Source organism: Stenotrophomonas sp. SMYL41, from assembly GCF_036319965.1.
Taxonomy (GTDB): Bacteria; Pseudomonadota; Gammaproteobacteria; order Xanthomonadales; family Xanthomonadaceae; genus Stenotrophomonas; species Stenotrophomonas maltophilia_R.
Map to the genome: position 1 here is coordinate 87,860 of NZ_JAWIRX010000012.1, position 19,376 is coordinate 107,235.

Below are 19,376 nucleotides of genomic sequence, written 5' to 3' on the forward strand. Positions count from 1 at the left end.
CCTTGTGCTGCCTGACTCCGCGGGTCATGGAACGGACATGGTCCGGACATACGCTGGCGCAGGGAGCGGTTCTGCAGAGCCGAGCACGGGCTCGGCTCTGCAGCAGCAGGCTAGACCAACAGCGTTTCCAGCTGTGCCGGCTCACGGGCGAGCTGGCCAGCACCGGCGGCGGTAAGTTCCTCCTCACGGCCAAAGCCCCACAGCACACCGACACTTCGCAGGCCATGATGGCGCGCGCCTTCGATGTCCATGCGGCGGTCGCCGATCATCCAGCACTGCGCGGGCTGTACCTGCAGCCGACGCAATGCCTCGCCGACCAGTTCCGGCTTGTGGCTGCGCGAGCCGTCCAGAGTCGAACCGACGATCTCCTCGAACAACCCACCGAACGGCAGATGGGCGAGGATGCGGCGCGCGTGCGGCTCGTTCTTGGCGGTGACCACCGCCAGGCGATGGCCACGGCCATGCAGCGTGCGCAGCGTGTCTTCCACCTGCGGGTATACCGTGTGTTCGCGCCAGCCTTCGACGTCGAAACGCTCACGGTAGTAGCCCACCGCCTGCTCTACCCGCGCCGGCTCGACGAACAACGGCGCGAAGGTGGTACGCAGCGACGGACCGATCCAGCCCAGCAGCGTCTCCTGCGGCGGCACCGGATGGTCCATCTTCTGCAGCGCATAGGCGATGCAGGCGGTGATGCCCACCTGCGAATCGATCAGCGTGCCGTCGAGGTCGAAGAACAGGACATCCTTGCTGCGCTCAGCACTCATGCGCCGCGCGCGTCGAGCGCGGCGACAGCCGGCAGGGTCTTGCCTTCCAGGAACTCCAGGAACGCGCCACCGCCGGTGGAGATGTAGCTGACCTGCTGGGCGATATCGAACTTGTCGACCGCCGCCAGGGTGTCACCGCCGCCGGCGATGGAGAATGCCTTCGAGCTCGCGATGGCGCGGGCCAGCGCTTCGGTGCCCTTGCTGAAGGCTTCGAACTCGAACACACCGACCGGACCGTTCCAGACCACAGTACCGGCTTTCTCGATCAGCTGTGCGTACTGCGCGGCCGTCTGCGGGCCGATGTCCAGAATCAGATCGTCCTCGGCGACAGCGTCGACCGCCTTCACTTCGGCAACAGCGTCCGGCATGAACTGCTTGGCGGTGACCACGTCGACCGGCAGCGGGATATCGGCGCCACGTGCCTTGGCGTCAGCGACGATCTTCTTCGCGGTGTCCAGCAGGTCCGGCTCATACAGCGACTTGCCGACGTTGTAACCGGCGGCAGCGATGAATGTGTTGGCGATGCCACCACCGACGATCAGCTGGTCGACCTTGCCGACCAGGTTGGCCAGCAGTTCCAGCTTGGTGCTGACCTTGCTGCCGGCGACGATGGCCAGCAGCGGCTTGGCCGGTGCGTCCAACGCCTGCGCCAGCGCGTCCAGCTCGGCCATCAGCAGCGGGCCACCGGCCGCCACCGGGGCGAAGCGGATGACGCCATGGGTCGAGGCCTGCGCGCGGTGTGCGGTACCGAAGGCATCCATCACGAACACATCGCACAGGGCGGCGTACTTCTTCGACAGGGCTTCGTCGTCCTTGCCCTCGCCGACATTCATGCGGCAGTTTTCCAGCAGCACCAGCTGGCCCGGCTGCACGTCGACACCGTCGACCCAGTCACGCACCAGCGGAACCTCGCGGCCCAGCAGCGCGGACAGGCGCTGCGCGACCGGCGCCAGCGAGTCGGCCTCGCTCCACACGCCTTCCTTCGGGCGCCCCAGGTGCGAGGTGACCATCACCGCCGCGCCCTGCTCCAGCGCGCGCTTGAGCGTCGGCAGCGAAGCAGTGATGCGCTGTTCGGAGGTGATGCGGCCATTCTCGATCGGCACGTTCAGATCCTGGCGGATCAGCACGCGCTTGCCGGAGAGGTCGAGGTCGGTCATGCGGACGATGGACATGGGCAACTCTTTGGCTCAGGGACGGGATGCCGGGCTACGGCAGGCGGCCATTGTATCGGGTGCGGCTGGCGGGAGGGTCGATGCCTGCGGCAGGCAGAGGCGCAGGGCAACAGCAACGGCAACGGCCAAAGCCAAAGTGCTGGCGCTTCGTGGTGCTGTGAATGGGCCGGGGTGGTGTGGGCTGGCAGGGGACGCCGTAAACCCCGCTCCGCGGTCCGGCCCAGCCGCTGGCGGCTGTGCGTTCGGGCGCTTGCGAAGCAGTGCTTCGCAAGCAAAGCACCCTCACCCATGGGGGCTTGGCCGCGGCATCCATGCCGCGGACACCCCTGCCAGCCCACACCGCCCCGGCCTCGACAGGTTCATGAGGCAGAGCGGATGGCAAAGGCACAAGCAGTGTGTGGTGTCGGATGAAGAACGAAGCGGTCAGATCCGTTTTCCTACGGAAAACGGATCTGGCCCCGAGGGTCGTCGAGCGAATCGACCCGCTTCCGCTCTTGCTCTTCTTATTTCTCTTCCGTGGGTGGACGCACACGGAAACTGTCAGAGGCCGGGCGGGTGGACTGGGCAGGGGTATCCGCGCCATGGATGGCGCGGCTAAGCCTACAGGGACGTACTTGCGGCGTCCCCTGCCCAGCCCACCCGCCCGGCCAAGCGCGGCTTTTGCTTTACGCGGCCACCCACGAGGGGCTGCGCCGTTCGCCGGAACCTATTCCGAAGGCGCCGGCTTCTGCCGAAGCAGGCTGAGCGCCAGCCCACCCACCACCAGCACGCCCAGGCCCAGCAACGCCCACAGCAACCACGATTTCCAATCGTGCTGCGGCTTCAGCGCCGCATCGCCGGCGAGTGGTTCCGGGCTGCCCTCCAGTCGCGCCAGCGTCGGCTGCCACGACGGATCATTGCGCTGCCGCAGCTCTTCGATCAGCACCCCGATCGGCGCGTCCGTGCGACGCGCGGTCGCGCTGCCCACCGCCAGTGCGTAGGGCGCTGCACCCTGGCTCAGGAACACCAGCACTTCCGGCTGGTAACCCAGGCGCAGCGTCGGCGCGGTGGCGGTTTCCGCCGGATTCGCCACCAGCTTCCAGTAGCGGTCACGATGCACGCCGCCCAACGGCTGCGCCGCCGACTGCTGGCGCTGGCCCTGCGCGCCCTGCTGCACCTGGTAGGCGATCCACGGTGCACTGCGGCGCTGCCACTCCGCACTCTCGTCATCGCGACTGAACAGCGTCCATTGCACCAGGCTGTTGTCGGTGCTGGCCACATCTGCGCGCGCCACCGGGAACCGGCCATCCATCTCGAAGGTGTACTCGCCCTTGCCTTTCGACGTTGGCTCCAGCAACAGCCATTCCCACGGCACGGTCGCCGGCGCTGGCGGCAATTCCGCCAGTACGCCACGCAGGCTCGGCAGGCGCGAATCGCCCTGCGCCAGCACGCGCAGGTAGCGTGCCGTGCCATCCACCTGCAGCCGGCGTTGCAGCAGGCGCTTGCCGGCGCGCTGCAGATCCACCAGTGGCACGTCACTGCCAATCGAGCGCCAATGCTGCAGATCGTCGCTGGCGTCCAGCTGTACCTGTGCCTGCAGTGGCTGGCCGCTGTCGGCCCAATCCAGCACCAGCGCTGCCAACGGCTGCTGGTCCAGCATGCTGGCGTCGATCAGCCAACCGCCCTGCCCGTTCGCCACCGCCCCGCCACTCACCCGTGCCTCGACCCGGCGCACGCGGCCATCGGTATCGCGCTCGGTCAGCAGCTGCAGGTCGTTGCGCTGGGCATCGGCCAACGGCGGCAACACGAACCACGGCAGTTCACGCTGCACAGGCGGTTGCGCCAGCGGCTGGTCCGGTGCCAGCAGTGCCGACGGCAACAACTGGCTGGCCGCATTGAACACCTGCAGATCGCTGAGATCGGGGCTCACGGCACGGCGGTAGATCGCCGGCTCCAGCACGATGCGGTAAGCACCGGACTGCGCACTGGACAACGTCAGCGGCCATTGCTCGGCATACTGCGTGCGGTAATCGGCCGCCTGCACCACGACGGCGGCCAGCATGCCGAACATCGCCGGCAGCAGCGCCCTGCTCCACTTCCTCATTGTTTTTCCTCCACGGACGGCGCCGCGCTCGGCGGTGCCGGTGCCAGATAGCCCACGACCGTGCACAGCAGGCCGTAGGCGATGAACGATGCGATGCCCAGCAGATTGCCCAGGTGCTGGCGATCGACAACAACCAGCTTGGCCAGCACCACGCCCATCAGCACGGCACCGACCATCCACAACACACGCTGGCCACGACGCGAACCCCACACCCAGGCGATCACGCCGAGCACGCTCCACAACACGGTCAGGCTGGTCTGCGCCAGGCTGAAGCGCATCATCGAGGCGTTCCACGACAGGCCACCCCATTGGTGCACGCCGTGCAGCACCAGGCTGGTCAGTGCGACGAAGGCCGCCAGTGCCAGCAGCGGCATGCGGATATTCAGCAATGCCTGCGGTGCCTGCGGTCGCTGATCGCCGTACAGCCAGCGCGCCAGCAGCAGCAGGCTCAACCACTGGCCGATCTCGGCCGGATTCAGCACCGGCAGCCACAACAGCGGCGCGGCGTCGCCCGGCAGCAGCTGGCCGAACAGCCAACCGATCGACAGCAGGCCGAACAGCACGCATTGCAGCGGCACGCGCACGCTGTCGAAGGCCTGTCCCAGCGGCCAGCGCAGCGCGTTCCAGCGCCATAGCGACAGCGCCGCCATCAGCAGCCACGGCAAGGTCACCAGCAGGGTGGTCCAGCCCTGCGCCAGATCGGCTTCGCCACCGCCCCACAGGGCCAGCAGCGATAGCAGCGATGGCCACAGCAGCCACCACAGGAACTGCGCGACACGGGCCACGGTATCGCCGCCCTGGCGCAGGCACAGCAGGGTACGCACGCCCAGCACCGCGAACACCGCCCAGGCCAGCGCGCCGTAGCCGGCGAACGGCTGGTGGTGCGCATCGCTCTGCATCAGCGCCAGCGGGAAGCCCAGCGCGAGCATGGCCAGCGCGGTCACGCCCAGCGCACGCGCCGGCTGGCGGCGCTGCACTTCGGCGGCCAGCCATGCAGTCACCGCAGCCAGCACCAGCAACGCGTCCGCTTCGGTGCGGTAGGGGAAGAAGCGGGTGATCTCATGGACCAGGCCACCCAGCCACCACAGCAGGCCCCACAGGTAGTACACCAGTGCGATCTCATGACGCGGCCTGCGCTGGTAGCTCCACGCCGACGCGAAGCCGGCCAGGGCGAGCAACAGCGCGCCAATGGCGGTCGGGTTGATCAGGAAACGCAGATCCTCATGCCAGTGGTCGCCGCCGGCGACGAAAGCGAATGCGGCGCCAATCTGCAGCAACGCGCCAGACACCTGCGGCAGCCAGCGCTTCTGGCGCAGGCCCAGCCAGGCCAGGCCGGCACCTTCCAACGCGAACACTGCACCGGTGGCGCGTGCCGACAATGCCAGCGGCACCGCCAGCGTGGCAAAGCCCACCGCAAGCACGGCATGCGACTGCGCCAGCATGGTGTACGACGCACGCGCGATCAGTGCCCGTGCCAGTACCGCGTAGATCGCGGCCAGGCCCAGCGCACACAGTGCCAGCGTCATCGGCTGCTCGTGCAGCATGCCCGCCTGCAGCGAGAACGCGACCAGCGGCGTGCCGAACACCAGGCTGCCATCGATCAGGTCGCGCCGGCCGGCTGGCTGGCGGCGCGCGTACAGCAGCGGTATCAGCAGGTAGAACACGAAGAACAACACCAGGAACGGCTCGGTGCTGCTGAACTTGCCAGGTGCGTACTGCAGTACGCCCCAGAAGGTGCCGATGCCGAAGGTAAAGGCGAAGCCCAGCAGGTTCAGCGCGCGCCATGGGCGGAACCAGGCGATGGCGAAGATGCCCGCGTTGAGCACCGCGTAATAGCTGAACAGCCCCACGTGGTTGCCACTGCCGGTGGACAGCCACAGCGGTGCCATGAAGCCGGCCAGGATGCCCAGCACGGCCAGCGTGCGCGAGTTCTGCACCACCGCCAGCACGCACAGCCCGGCCACCAGTGCAATGGAACTGGCGAAGGCGACGCCCGGCGGAATCAGGTCGAAGCGCTTGAATGCAGCGAAGATGGTCAGCAGCAGCACGCCGATGGCACCGCCCTGCAAGGCCAGCGCAAACAGGCGGCGGCGCTCGCGCTGGTGCCAGCCGAAGGCCAGCAGGCCAAGCGCACCCACGGTGACGCCGGCCAGGCGCAGTTCGATCGGCAATACCAGCCAGCCCTGGTCACTGACGTACTTCAGCAGTGCAGCGACGCCGGCCAGCAGCACCAGCATGCCGATCTTGACCGGCACGTTGCCTTCGGTGAACCAGCGCTTGACCGCACCGATGCCGCGCTCGATGACGTTGGGCAGTGCCGGTTCGGATGGCAGCGGCGGCTGCACCGGCACCGGCGGTACCGGTGGTGGCGCGACAGGTTGGGCAACAGGCGCCTCGGTGGGCGCGGCTTCGCGCACCGGTGGCTGCGGGGGGGGCGGCGCAGCAGCGGCGACCGGCCGCAGGAACGGTGGCTCGGCACTGGCTGCGGGTGTGGCCACAGGCCGTTCAGGCGCGGGCGCGGTCGCGGCCGGCCTGGCGGCGGCAGGCGCGGCGGTCATCGCGCTTTCCAGCGCAGCAACGCGGCGGCGCAGGCCGGCGATCATCACCAGCGCCACTACCAGCAGCAGCGGGATGGCCAGCAGGACCAGTACGACCAGGGCTATCAGTGCTTCCATTGCGTGCTTCCATTGCGTTCCCGCGCCCCAGCGGCAGCGGTCGACCGCCCCATGCTACGACAGGGTGGGTCCCGTAAACGACGAACCCCGGCCAGGCCGGGGTTCGTCTGCGATCTGCGCCGGCCTTACTTGGCGGCGATGACCTTGGCCATTTCCAGGCACTTGTTCGAGTAGCCCCACTCGTTGTCGTACCAGGTCACCAGCTTGACGAAGGTGCCGTCCAGGGCGATGCCGGCATCGGCGTCGAACACCGAGGTGCAGGTTTCGCCGCGGAAATCGGTGGCCACGACCTTGTCTTCGGTGTAGCCCAGGATGCCCTTCAACGGGCCTTCGCTCTGTGCCTTCACTTCAGCGCAGATCTCGGCGTAAGTGGCTTCCTTCTCCAGCTCGACGGTCAGGTCGACCACCGACACGTCCGAGGTCGGGACGCGGAAGCTCATGCCGGTCAGCTTCTTGTTCAGTTCCGGAATGACCACGCCGACGGCCTTGGCCGCGCCGGTGGACGAGGGAATGATGTTTTCCAGGATGCCACGGCCGCCGCGCCAGTCCTTGTTGGACGGGCCATCGACGGTCTTCTGGGTGGCGGTGGCCGCATGCACGGTGGTCATCAGGCCGCGCTTGATGCCCCACTTGTCGTTGATGACCTTGGCCAGCGGCGCCAGGCAGTTGGTGGTGCACGACGCGTTGGAGATGATCGCCTGGCCAGCGTAGGTCTTGTCGTTCACGCCGTACACGAACATCGGCGTGTCGTCCTTCGACGGGGCCGACATGATGACCTTCTTGGCGCCGGCATCGATGTGCTTCTGCGCGGTTTCCTTGGTCAGGAACAGGCCGGTGGCTTCCAGCACCACGTCGGCGCCGACTTCATCCCACTTCAGGTTGGCCGGGTCGCGTTCCTGGGTCAGGCGGATCTTCTTGCCGTTGACCAGCAGATCATTGCCCTGCACCGCCACGTCGGCCTTGAAGCGGCCGTGCACGGAGTCGTACTTGAGCATGTACGCCAGATAGTCCGGCTCCAGCAGATCGTTGATGGCCACGATTTCGATGTCGTCGCCGAAGTTCAGCACCGCCGAGCGCAGGACGTTACGCCCGATGCGACCGAAACCGTTGATACCAACCTTGATTGCCATGTTCTCAAGCTCCTGCGGCCGCGACAGGTGCGGCGGGATGGATAGGGCCCACAAGTCTAGCAAACCGGGGCTGGCCACCGTGGGCCAGCCGGGGCCGGCAGCAGGCCGGCGGACAGGATTTGATCCGGATCAAAGCGTTAGCGCGGCGTGAGGCCGACACTGGCCCCATCCACCCAGCAACGAGAACACCCCCATGCGCAAGCCCTCCCCCCTGATCGTGGCCAGCCTGGCCGCCGCCCTGTCGCTGGCCGCCGCCCCGGCCATGGCCCAGTCCAAGGGCGACTGGACCCTCTCGGCCGGCGTGCACCAGGTGGCGCCGAAGTCGAACAACGGCTGGCTGGCCGGCGGCACCCTGAAGGTCGACGTCGACAACGACGTCAAGCCGACCATCACCGGCGAGTACTTCATCGCCGACAACCTGGGCATCGAAGTGCTGGCCGCGCTGCCGTTCAAGCACGACATCAACATCGATGGCCTGGGCCGCGTGGGCAGCACCAAGCAGCTGCCGCCGGTGGTGACCCTGCAGTACCACTTCAACAGCAAGGGCAAGGTGTCGCCGTTCGTCGGCGCAGGCGTGAACTACACAACCTTCTTCAGCGAAGACACCACCGGTGCGCTGGCCGGCAGCAAGCTGAAGCTGCAGGATTCTTGGGGCCTGGCCGCACACGCCGGCGTGGACTTCGCGATCGGCGAGAAGGGCGCCCTGCGCGTGGACATGCGCTGGATCGACATCGACAGCAAGGTGAAGTTGAACGGCGAGAAGATCGGCACGGTCAACATCGATCCGCTGGTCTACGGCGCTTCGTACGTCTTCAAGTTCTAAAGCGGTGTTTGAGTGCGGGGGCTTCGCCCCCGCTCCCCGCTACACGCAAAACCCTCGCAGCATGTTGCCCCGGTGATTGCCGGGGCTTTTTTTTTCGCGAAAAGCACCGGCTTCTGGAATTGGGTGGAGAGGGTGGGGTGATCGGGACACGCCGTAAATACGTCCCTGTAGGCTCGATCGCCGCATCCGTGCGGCGAACGGTCCCGATCACCCCACCCTCTCCGCCCTTCCCATCTGCGCGCGCGTGCCAGCTCAAGCAAAGGCAAGAGCAGAACCCGAGCATCCGAGGCGCAATGATTGCCTGTAATTGCAGGAGGCCGATTTTGATCCTGCATTTGTTTTTGATGTTGCCTTTGACGTTTGCATCCGCCTCCGCGGCCATGTTGGATGGGGGCTGCAGGGGCAGGCGCTGCGGGACCGTCCGCGGCATGGATGCCGCGGCCGAGCTTACAGGGACGTACTTGCAGCGTGTCCCGCAGCGCCTGCCCCTGCAGCCCGCCCCCAGCAGACAGGAACGCGCCGCTCTTCAATCCACCTACCCCGCTAGAATGTGCGCATGAAAGCCCTGCACTCCCTCTTCCTCGCCGCCGCCCTGGCGCCGGCCCTGCTGTCCGTCTCCGCTCCCGCCCATGCCTGGGGCGCGCAAGGCCACCGTCTGGTCGCCGAAGTCGCCGACGCCCGCCTCAACCCCACCGCCCGCGCCGAAGTGGATCGCCTGCTGGCCACCGAGCCGGATGCCACCCTGGCCAGCATCGCGCCGTGGGCCGACCAACTGCGCGCCAAGGACCCGGGGCTGGGCCGTCGCTCGGCCGGCTGGCACTACGTCAACATCGCCGAAGACAACTGCCATTACGAAGCACCGAAGCACTGCAGGAACGGCAACTGCATCGTCGAAACCCTGAAAGCACAGAGTGCCATCCTCGGCGATCGCAGCCTGACCGACGGCGAGCGCCTGCAGGCGTTGAAGTTCGTCGTGCACCTGGTCGGGGACATCCACCAGCCGATGCATGCCGGCTACGCCCACGACAAGGGTGGCAACGATTTCCAGCTGCAGTTCGGCAACCGCGGTACCAACCTGCACTCGCTATGGGACAGCGGCATGCTCAATACCCGCAAGCTGGACGATGCTGGCTATCTGCCGCTGCTGCAGAGCCAGCGCGCACCGAAGCTGGCGCGCCAGTCCAACCCGCAGCGCGACCCGCAGGCCTGGGCCGAGGCCAGCTGCCGCATTTCCATGCAGGCTGGCGTTTATCCTGCCTCGCGTAAAATCGGTGACGAATACACCGAGCGCTACCGGCCGCTGGCCGAAGCGCAGCTGCGACTGGCCGGTGAGAACCTGGCGCAGTTGCTGAACCGCGTGCTCGGCACGCGCTGAGGAGGGTTCCGATGTCGGTCCAGGTGCAGTCGTTCTTCCACCGCGACAGCAATACCTTCAGCTACCTGGTCAGCGACCCGGCCAGCGGCGAAGCGGCGCTGATCGACCCGGTCCTGGACTACGACCCGGATACCGACGCCAGCAGCGAATCGCCGCTGCGCGCGGCGTTGCAGGCCATCGAACAACAGGGTCTGCAGCTGCGCTGGTTGCTGGAAACCCACGCCCACGCCGACCATGTGTCCGCCGGGCGCCGGCTCAAGCAGCGCTTTCCGCAGGCCACGCTGGCCATCGGCGAAGGCATCCGTGCGGTGCAGGCCACCTTCGCACCGCGCTATGGCCTGCAGCTTCCTGCTGCGGATGAAATCTTCGACCACCTGTTCAGCGATGGCGAAACCTTTGCCGTTGGCAAGCTGCGTGGCCAAGTGATCGCGGTACCGGGCCATACCAGCGACAGCATCGCGTACCTGATCGGCGATGCGCTGTTCACCGGCGACTCACTGTTCATGCCCGACGGCGGCACTGCCCGCTGCGACTTCCCGGGCGGTGATGCCGCGCAGCTGTACCGCTCGATCCAGCGCCTGCTGGCGCTGCCCGATGCCACCCGCGTGTTCGTCTGCCACGACTACGGCCCGGGCGGCCGTGATTTCGCCAACGAAACCACCATCGGTGAACAGCGCGCGCACAACATCCACGTGCACGACGGTGTGGCCGAGGCGGAATTCGTCAGCGTGCGCCAGGCCCGCGATGCGACGCTGGACGAACCCAAGCTGATGCAACCGGCGGTGAAGGCCAACATCCAGGGCGGAGCCTGAACCACGCGGTTGTGCTCGCCGGGCATGGCCCGGTGCTACCCGGGCATCGCGAGCGATCATTTCCCCTGCGTACGCACCACGTGCTGGCCCTTCACGATCTCGAAGGTGAAGGCGTACTGCAGGGTCACCGCCACCGGCTCGACCCGTTCGGCGCCGCGACAGTCGCCGCGGTCGGCAGGCACCTTGCCAGCCGCGAAGTGGCAGACCGCTGCAGGCGAGTACTTCCACATCGCCACGGCGTCCTGCGCAGCCTGCAGCAGGGGCGCATTCTCGCGTGCAGCCCCTGCGGCGCAGTCCTGCCGATCGGTCAGCGGCATGCTGCGTTCGACGCTGCCCTGCGCATCCACCACCACCTGCAGGCAGATGGTGGTCGGCGCCAGTTCCGCGCGCGGATCACGATCGCCGACCTCCGGGTCCGGTGCCGCGTAGAGCTGCGGCATCCGGTAGCCCTCGGTCGCACCCAGCGAATACACCTGCAGCTGCCCACTGCCGCCGCCCGCCTGCGGCTGCAGGCGCTGGTGACCGACATTCTCGCTGCGGGTATCCACCGTGGCCAGCCGCTCCTGGCTCGCGCATCCGGCCAACAGCGCCACCGCCATCAACAGCGGCGCGCACTTCACTTCGCGTCCTCGGTGTCGTCCATGGCAAAGGTGATCGGAATCTTCACTGCGCCTGCCACCGGCTTGCCGTTCTTCATTGCCGGACGATAGGTCCAGCTGCGCGCTGCAGCGATCGACACCGCGTCGAACACGCCCGGATTGGTGGCACTGAGCACCTGGACATCGGTGGGACGCCCCTGCGCATCCACTTCCACGCGCAGGTTCACCACGCCTACCTGGCGCTGATCGATCGCCGATTTCGGGTAGGACGGCGGTGGCATCTTGTCGACCTGGATCTCCCGATCCATGGCCACCGCTGCCGGGCTGCCGGCCATCGTATTGCCCTGGCTGGCCCACGCCACCGCTCCCATTCCCAGGCACAGGCCGACCACCAGCACCTGACCCGACACCCACGGCAATGCCTTCCGCTTGGACTGCTTCAACATGGCGATACGCTCCTTCAACACGGGTTGGCTGCGCCAATGGCAGACCGCCGGCGCAACCGGGTGGACCAGCTGCGCCTTCAGCAGCGTGCTGGCGTAGAGGCCGCGCAGCGCCGGCTGCGGGGCCATGGTGCGGGCGTCGCAGGCCAGTTCCTGGTCGCGCAGGAAGCGGCCCGCAGCCCACGGCAGAAGCGGGTGGAACCAGAACACCGCGCGCACCAGCAGCAGCGCACCGTTGGCCCAGTGATCGCCATTGCGCCGGTGGCTGCGCTCGTGCTGCAGGATCAGGCTCTGTTCCTGTGCGGTGAACTGCTGGTCGAAGTCGGGGCCAACCACGATGCGGGGGCGCCACAGACCGACCAGTGCGGGCAAGCCGGGATCGCCACTGGCCTGCCAGCTGCCATCGGCGCGCGGCCTCAGTGACCCCATGCTGCGTTCAAAGCGACGCTGCGCGCACAGGTCGCGCAGCAGGCAGATGCCCATGCCCAACGCCCAGGCCATCAGCAACAACCACGCCCCAGGCAACGACCGCGCAGCCACACCGTCGGCGGCCCCCGGCACCACGTTCAACGGCAACGTCGGCACATGCTGCAACAGCGCAGCCTGTGGCAGCGGCAGCAACAGGGCCACCAGCAGCAGCGGCAGCAGCCACCAGCTGCGGTAGGCCAGCCCAGCGCCCCCCAACCGCACCAGCAGCGGTCGCAGCACCGCCAGCAGGACCACGCCCACGGCCAGCCACAGGCTGGCCTGCCACAGTCCGTCGAGCAGCTCAGTCATGGTCCAGCTCCTGGATCAGCTTCTTCAGTTCAGCGATGTCCTGCGCACTCAGCTGGCCCCGTTCGCTGAAGTGCGCCACCAGCGGCGCCACACGCCCTTCGAAGACACGGCCGATGAAGTCCTGGCTCTGCGCCTCCACCCACGCCTGCCGCTGCAGCAGCGGCCGGTACAGGTAACGCCGTCCATCGCGCTCGGCGGCGATCGCGCCCTTGGTCAACAGGCGGTTGAGCAGGGTCTTGATGGTCGGCTCGGCCCAGTCGCGATGGGCCAGCGCGGCCACCACGTCATCGGCGCTGCGCGGTGCCTGCTGCCACAGCACCTCCATCACAACGGCTTCGGCTTCACTGATCGGAGTCATGGTTTACATCCGTAATCGACAATTCGATTACGCGCGTAATCAGACTCCCTGTCAAGCCCCTCGACTCCAGGTTCATCCCGGCTGCGCCAGCATCGATGCCTCCCGCCCTTGGCCCCGGATGAAAGCGCTGCCCAAGAAGGATTTCCCGGTCGAGCAGGCCCGCCGCTTCCTCGAACCCGGCCCGATCGTGCTGGTCAGCACGGCGTGGCGCGGCCAGCGCAACCTGATGACGATGGGCTGGCACATGGTGATGGGCTTCTCGCCTTCACTGGTCGCCACCTACCTGTGGAAGGAGAACCACAGCCACGGGCTGGCGCGCGGCAGCGGCGAGTGCGTGATCAATGTTCCCGGCGTGGAGCTGCTCGATACCGTGGTGGACATCGGCAACTGCAGCGGCCGCGAGGTCGACAAGTTCGCGCGTTTCGGGCTCGACGCACTGCCTGCGCGCGAGGTCGGCGCGCCGCTGGTCGGGCAATGCCATTCGTGCTTCGAATGCCGCCTCTACGACGACAGCCAGGTGGCGTCGAGCAACCTGTTCATCTGGGAAATCGTGCGCGCCCATGTTGCGCCCCGGCCGAAACTGCCGCGCACGATGCATTACCGCGGCGATGGGCAGTTCATGGTGTCCGGCGCGGAAGTCTCGCGTCGACGGCGGTTCAAGCCCGACATGCTGTAATGCCCGCACTCCCCCCACACGCAGGACCGCCGCGCATGACCGAACACCTCACCGACCTGGACGCCGCCGTCGACTGGTTGTTTGCGCGCGTGGACGGGCCGCTGCGGATCGGGGCACCGCTGGCGCTGGGCAAGCCGCATCGGCTGCTCAATGCCCTTTACGCGCGTGTGGAGCACGATCCTGCGCGGCCGCTGCAGCTGTATACCGCGCTGTCACTGAATCCACCGAAGGCACGCGGCAACGGCCTGGAAGCACGCTTCCTGGCGCCGTTCGCGCAGCGCCATTTCGGCGACGATTTCCCGCGGCTGGCCTATGCCGATGCGATCGCGCGCGACGCGTTGCCGGCACATGTGAAGGTGGAAGAGTTCTACATGCAGTCCGGTGCCCTGCTCGGCTCACGGCAGGCGCAGTCCAGCTACACCAGCCTGAACTACACCCACGCCGCCGACGCGGTGGCGCAGCGCGCACCGCAGGTGATCGTGCAGAAGGTGGCGATGCGGCCCGATGACCGCCGGCTCTCGCTGTCGTGCAACAACGACATCACCCAGGACACGCTGGATGCGATGACTGCGCGTGGGCTGCCGCGCCCACTGCTGGTCGCCGAGATCGATCCGCAACTGCCCTACATGGGTGGCTCGGCCACGGTCGATGTGTCGTTCTTCGATCTGGTGATCACCCCGCCGCCGCCGTATCCAGCGCTGTTCGGCCTGCCGCGGCAGCCGGTCGGCGACGCCGATTACGCCATTGGCCTGTATGCCAGCACGCTGGTTCGCGACGGCGGCACCCTGCAGATTGGCATCGGCACGCTGGCCGACGCGCTCAGCCATGCGCTGGTGCTGCGCCACACTGACAACGCGCGCTACCGCCGCGTGCTGCATGCGTTGGATCCGCAGCTGGCCAGCCACCCGCTGGTGCAGGAAATCGGCGGCGTGGACCCGTTCGAGGTAGGCCTGTACGGTTGCAGCGAGATGCTCAACGAGGGCTTCCGCCGGCTGGTGCAGACCGGGGTGATCAAGCGCAAGGTGCACGACGACCTGGCGCTGATGCAGCGCATCGAGAACGGCAGCACCCTGTCCATCGACCATGCCACCCTGGCCGCTGAAGGCGAGTACCTGCACGGCGCGTTCTACCTGGGCTCCCCGGAATTCTACGAGTGGCTGCGCACGCTGCCGGAAGACGAGTGCCGCGCCATCGGCATGCGCCGCATCAGCGAGATCAACCAGTTGTACGGTGGCAACGAGACGCTGGAACGCCTGCAGCGCCGCCATGCGCGCTTCTTCAACTCCTGCATGATGGCCACCGCGCTGGGCGCGGCGGTGTCGGATGCGCTGGACGATGGCCGCGTGGTATCCGGCGTGGGCGGCCAGTACAACTTCGTGGCGATGGCGCATGCGCTGCCCGAGGCGCGCAGCGTGCTGATGTTCCGCGCCGCGCGCGATGACAGGGGTCGGCGCGAATCCAATGTGCGCTGGAACTACGGCCACACCACCATCCCGCGCCACCTGCGCGACATCTACCTCAACGAATACGGCATCGCCGATCTGCGCGGCCTGACCGACGAGGACTGCGTGCATGCGATGACCGCGATCACCGAGGCACCGTTCCAGGGCGGCCTGCTGCAGCAGGCACACGGCTCGCGCAAGCTGCTGGCAGCCGCGCAACCGGATCCGCAGCGGCAGCAGCGCAATACGCCGCAGGCACTGGCCGCGGCACTGGCCCCGTTCCGCGCCGACGGCAGCCTGCCCGACTATCCACTGGGCAGCGATTTCAACGAGATCGAGCAGGTGCTGGTGAAGGCATTGGGCTGGCTGAAAGCCAACACGCAGACCCGCGGCGACAAGCTGCGTACCGTCTGGGCAGCGCTGCGCCAACCTGCCGGCGATGGCGATGCGGTGTACCTGCAGCGCATGGGCCTGCAGGCACCGAAGGACTTTGCCGAACGCCTGGATGCGCGCCTGCTGCGTCTGGCGCTGGCGCGCACCGCCTGAGAAAAGGGGACGGAGGGGATTAAGTCGTTTTTGCACAAACGACTTAATCCCCTCCGTCCCTTTTTCTCTACTCTGGAGAACGAGAAAGGCCGGCTTGCGCCGGCCTTTCCCTTGTTGCACCGCGAGGTTGCACCGCGAGGCGGCTTACAGCGCCTTGGCGGCTTCCACCACGTGGGCGGTGGTGATGCCGAAGTGCTTGTACAGCTGGTCGGCCGGGGCCGAGGCACCGAAGGTGTCGATACCGATCACGGCACCGTCCAGGCCGACGAACTGGCGCCAGAAACCGGTGACGCCGGCTTCCACGGCCACGCGCTTGCGCACGGCGTTCGGCAGCACCGATTCACGGTAGGCCGCATCCTGGCGCAGGAACACGTCCGTGGACGGCATCGAGACCACGCGGGTCTTGATACCGGCCGCGTCCAGCTGGGCCTTGGCTTCGGTGGCCAGCGAGACTTCCGAACCGGTGGCGATCAGGATCACGTCCGGGGTACCGGCGGCATCGGCCAGCACGTAGCCACCGCGCTCGATCTGGGCGATCTGCTCGGCGTTGCGCGGCTGGTGCGGCAGGTTCTGGCGGCTGAACACCAAGCAGCTCGGGCCGTCCTGGCGGGTGATCGCGGCCTTCCAGCTCACTGCCGACTCGACCGCGTCGCACGGACGCCACACGTCGTTGTTCGGGATGTAGCGCAGCGAGGCCAGGTGCTCCACCGGCTGGTGGGTCGGGCCGTCTTCGCCCAGGCCGATCGAGTCGTGGGTGTAGACGTGGATGGCGTGGGCCGGAATCAGCGCGCTCATGCGCACGCCGTTGCGGGCGTAATCGCTGAACACCAGGAAGGTGGCGTCGAACGGAATGAAACCACCGTGCAGGGCCAGGCCATTGGCGATCGCGGTCATGCCGAACTCGCGCACGCCGTAATACACGTAGTTGGCGTTGGCGTCGTCGCTGGCGACCGACTTGCTGCCCTTCCACAGGGTCAGGTTGGAGTGCGCCAGGTCGGCCGAGCCACCGACGATTTCCGGCAGCAGCGGGGCATAGGCTTCGATGGCCAGCTGCGAGGCCTTGCGCGAGGCGATCGTCGGGCCTTCAGCCGCCACCTGGGCGATATAGGCATCGGCCTTGGCAACGAAGTCGGCCGGCAGCTCGCCGTGCGAACGGCGGGTCAGCTCGGACGCTTCAGCCGGGTACTGGCTGGCGTACTTGTCGAACAGCTGTTCCCACTCGGCCTGGCGCAGGGTGCCGGCGCCATTGGCGCGCCATCCGTCGTAGATCGCCTGCGGGATCTCGAACGGGCCGTACTCCCAGCCCAGCTGCTTGCGGGTGGCGTCCAGCTCGTCCTTGCCCAGCGGTGCGCCGTGGCTGGATTCCTTGCCCGCCTTGTTCGGCGAACCGAAACCAATGGTGGTGCGGCAGCAGATCAGGGTCGGCTTGTCGCTCTGCGACAGCGCGGCCTCGATGCCGGCCTTGATGCTTTCCGGGTCATGGCCATCGACGTCGCGAACCACGTTCCAGCCATAGGCCTCGAAACGCTCCGGGGTGTTGTCGGTGAACCAGCCCTCGACGTTGCCGTCGATGGAGATGTGGTTGTTGTCCCAGAAGCAGACCAGCTTGTGCAGGCCCCAGGTACCGGCCAGCGAAGCGGCTTCATGCGACACGCCTTCCATCAGGCAGCCATCGCCCATGAACACCCAGGTGCGGTGGTCGACCACTTCCAGCTCCGGGCGATTGAAGCGCTGTGCCAGCAGCTTCTCGGCCAGGGCGAAGCCCACGGCGTTGGCGAAACCCTGGCCCAGCGGGCCGGTGGTGGTTTCCACGCCCGGGGTCTCGTGGCGTTCCGGGTGACCGGCGGTGTGGCTGCCCAGCTGGCGGAACAGCTTCAGCTGCTCGATCGGCAGGTCGTAGCCGCTCAGGTGCAGCAGCGCGTACTGCAGCATCGAACCGTGGCCGTTGGACAGCACGAAACGGTCGCGGTTGAACCAGTGCGGGTTGCTCGGGTTGTGGCGGAGGTAGTCGTTCCAGAGGACTTCGGCGATGTCGGCCATGCCCATGGGCATGCCGGGATGGCCGGACTTTGCGGTTTCAACCGCATCGGCGGCAAGGAAGCGGATGGCGTTGGCCAACTGGCGACGGGTAGGCTGCGTCATGGTTCTGTCGGAATCGGGAGGCGGCCGCGGACGTGCGGGCGGCCTATTGTCCCATAGTCGCCGGGCGGGGGGTCGGTTCACCTTGCCCCGGTAGGGCCGGCCGCTGGCCGGCACCTGCATGATCGACGCTGGATTCCGCATGCGAAAGGGGGCCGGATCCTTTCCTTGCGGGAAGGGATCCGACCCCCATCAGGTCGCCATCAGTGGTCCCGGACTCAGTCCTGCTGCGGGCCCAGCGCCGGGCCGTCGTGGGACTCGCCCTTGGCCACCAGCGTGGTCAGGGCCAGGTCGCCGGTCACGTTCAGGGCGGTACGACACATGTCCAGGAAGTGGTTCACACCCAGGATCAGGCCGATGCCCAGCGGGTTCACGCCAACCATCGCGCAGATCATCGCCACCACCGGCAGCGATCCCGACGGCACGCCGGCGGTACCGATGCCACCGAGGATGCAGACGGCCATCACCATGATCTGCTGGCCAATGCTCAGGTCCACGCCGAAGAACTGGGCCAGGAAGATCACCGTCACGCCTTCGAACAGCGCGGTGCCGTTCTGGTTGGCGGTGGCACCCACGGTCAGCACGAAGCGCGACACGCGCTGCGGCAGGCCCATCTGGTCGGCCACGCGCAGCGCGGTCGGCAGGGTGGCGTTGCTGGAGGCGGTGGAGAACGCCATCACCGTCGCTTCCTGGGTATCGCGGAAGAACGACAGCGGCGAGCGACCGGACAGCCACACCGCGGTACCGTAGGTCACGAACATGTGCAGGCCCAGCGCCAGCACCACCACGCCCACGTAGGCGCCCAGGCGGATGATCAGCTCGAAACCGAACAGCGCGGCCAGGTTGAACATGAAGCAGGCCACCGCGTACGGGGCCAGGCGGATGACCAGGTTGATCAGGGTCATCGAGATTTCGAACACGCCTTCGATGGCGCGGCGCAGCGGGGCGACCTTCTCGTTGTCGGTCAGCACCATGCCAATGCCGAACATCAACGCGAAGAACATCAGCGACAGGATCGCGCCATTGTCCGACGCCGCCTGCAGCACGTTGCTCGGCACGATCGACAGCAGCATGTCCATGCCCTTGGGCGTGCCATGGATGCCAGCGACGATCTCCTTGCTGCGCTCGGCGTTCTCCGACAGCATCAGTGCCGCCGTCTGCGGATCGACGCCCGCACCCGGCTTGAGCAGGTTGACCAGCACCAGGCCGATGCCCACCGCGATGCCGGACAGCAGCACGGTGTAGGCCAGCGTCTTCCAGCCGATGCGGCCGAGGGCGCGGATGTCGCCCATCTCCGACACGCCCATGATCAGCGCAGAGAAGATCAGCGGCACGATCAGCATGAAGATCAGGTTGAGGAACAGGCCCGACGCCGGGGTGGTGACGTAGTCCATTACCCACTTGGCACCGGCCTGCAGACCATCGACGCTGCCGCCCAGGGCGTGCACGATCAGTCCCAGGACCAGGCCGATCGCAAAGCCGATGCCCATCTTCCAATGCAGGGGCAACTTCTTCTTGTCGGCAGCAGCTGCTGTCATACGCGGGTTTCCTCGAAAAATGAA

The 19,376-nt window shown here is 67.1% G+C and carries 15 protein-coding genes; 5 read left to right on the plus strand and 10 right to left on the minus strand.

The window, feature by feature from the left end:
• Nucleotides 1-110: 110 nt before the first annotated feature.
• The 5 genes from V3B30_RS14760 to gap form a co-directional block, all read right to left on the minus strand.
• Entirely contained in the window at nucleotides 111-764 is a 654-nt protein-coding gene (locus V3B30_RS14760) for an HAD hydrolase-like protein (RefSeq protein ID WP_262083782.1), read from the minus strand.
• Entirely contained in the window at nucleotides 761-1,936 is a 1,176-nt protein-coding gene (locus tag V3B30_RS14765) for a phosphoglycerate kinase (protein ID WP_262083781.1), read from the minus strand. Before V3B30_RS14765 ends, V3B30_RS14760 begins: the two co-directional genes overlap by 4 nt.
• A gap of 706 nt (nucleotides 1,937-2,642) precedes the next feature.
• Nucleotides 2,643-4,019, minus strand: a complete 1,377-nt coding sequence (locus V3B30_RS14770) for a DUF3999 domain-containing protein (RefSeq protein WP_262083780.1) — start codon at nucleotides 4,017-4,019, stop codon at nucleotides 2,643-2,645.
• The gene (locus tag V3B30_RS14775) at nucleotides 4,016-6,694 is read right to left on the minus strand and encodes a DUF2339 domain-containing protein (RefSeq protein WP_262083779.1); all 2,679 of its coding nucleotides are present in this window, start codon (nucleotides 6,692-6,694) and stop codon (nucleotides 4,016-4,018) included. The genes V3B30_RS14770 and V3B30_RS14775 overlap by 4 nt, the downstream gene beginning before the upstream one ends.
• Before the next feature lie 125 nt (nucleotides 6,695-6,819).
• The gene (gap, locus tag V3B30_RS14780; protein WP_005414333.1) at nucleotides 6,820-7,824 is read right to left on the minus strand and encodes a type I glyceraldehyde-3-phosphate dehydrogenase; all 1,005 of its coding nucleotides are present in this window, start codon (nucleotides 7,822-7,824) and stop codon (nucleotides 6,820-6,822) included.
• A gap of 193 nt (nucleotides 7,825-8,017) precedes the next feature.
• On the opposite strand from gap, the gene V3B30_RS14785 reads away from it, so the two are divergent.
• From V3B30_RS14785 to V3B30_RS14795, 3 genes are all read left to right on the plus strand, one after another.
• On the plus strand, nucleotides 8,018-8,647 hold the full coding sequence (locus V3B30_RS14785) for an OmpW family outer membrane protein (RefSeq protein WP_262083778.1): 630 nt from the start codon (nucleotides 8,018-8,020) through the stop codon (nucleotides 8,645-8,647).
• Between the two features lie 556 nt (nucleotides 8,648-9,203).
• A complete protein-coding gene (locus V3B30_RS14790; protein ID WP_262083777.1) occupies nucleotides 9,204-10,022 on the plus strand; it encodes a S1/P1 nuclease in 819 nt (272 codons plus the stop codon).
• Between the two features lie 11 nt (nucleotides 10,023-10,033).
• On the plus strand, nucleotides 10,034-10,834 hold the full coding sequence (locus V3B30_RS14795) for an MBL fold metallo-hydrolase (protein WP_262083776.1): 801 nt from the start codon (nucleotides 10,034-10,036) through the stop codon (nucleotides 10,832-10,834).
• Between the two features lie 56 nt (nucleotides 10,835-10,890).
• Here V3B30_RS14795 and V3B30_RS14800 read toward each other — a convergent pair whose 3' ends face one another.
• From V3B30_RS14800 to V3B30_RS14810, 3 genes are read right to left on the minus strand one after another with little or no spacing between them, the layout of a single operon-like run.
• Nucleotides 10,891-11,454 carry a hypothetical protein gene (locus tag V3B30_RS14800; protein WP_262083775.1) on the minus strand — a complete coding sequence of 188 codons (564 nt, stop codon included), beginning with the start codon at nucleotides 11,452-11,454 and terminating at the stop codon, nucleotides 10,891-10,893.
• Nucleotides 11,451-12,653, minus strand: a complete 1,203-nt coding sequence (locus V3B30_RS14805; protein ID WP_262083774.1) for a TonB family protein — start codon at nucleotides 12,651-12,653, stop codon at nucleotides 11,451-11,453. Before V3B30_RS14805 ends, V3B30_RS14800 begins: the two co-directional genes overlap by 4 nt.
• Nucleotides 12,646-13,011, minus strand: coding sequence for a BlaI/MecI/CopY family transcriptional regulator (locus tag V3B30_RS14810; protein ID WP_010484077.1), 366 nt, complete (start codon nucleotides 13,009-13,011; stop codon nucleotides 12,646-12,648). The genes V3B30_RS14805 and V3B30_RS14810 overlap by 8 nt, the downstream gene beginning before the upstream one ends.
• Nucleotides 13,012-13,129: 118 nt before the next feature.
• Here V3B30_RS14810 and V3B30_RS14815 point away from each other — a divergent pair, with 118 nt between their 5' ends.
• Complete coding sequence (locus V3B30_RS14815) at nucleotides 13,130-13,687, plus strand: flavin reductase family protein (protein WP_262083773.1); 558 nt, start codon at nucleotides 13,130-13,132, stop codon at nucleotides 13,685-13,687.
• Between the two features lie 35 nt (nucleotides 13,688-13,722).
• The gene (locus tag V3B30_RS14820) at nucleotides 13,723-15,675 is read left to right on the plus strand and encodes an acetyl-CoA hydrolase/transferase C-terminal domain-containing protein (protein ID WP_262083772.1); all 1,953 of its coding nucleotides are present in this window, start codon (nucleotides 13,723-13,725) and stop codon (nucleotides 15,673-15,675) included.
• A gap of 144 nt (nucleotides 15,676-15,819) precedes the next feature.
• Here the strand turns inward: V3B30_RS14820 and tkt are convergent, their stop codons facing one another.
• Both tkt and V3B30_RS14830 read right to left on the minus strand, forming a co-directional pair.
• Entirely contained in the window at nucleotides 15,820-17,817 is a 1,998-nt protein-coding gene (tkt, locus tag V3B30_RS14825; RefSeq protein WP_100473769.1) for a transketolase, read from the minus strand.
• Between the two features lie 215 nt (nucleotides 17,818-18,032).
• Nucleotides 18,033-19,352, minus strand: coding sequence for a dicarboxylate/amino acid:cation symporter (locus V3B30_RS14830; RefSeq protein WP_100473770.1), 1,320 nt, complete (start codon nucleotides 19,350-19,352; stop codon nucleotides 18,033-18,035).
• Between the last annotated feature and the right edge of the window lie 24 nt (nucleotides 19,353-19,376).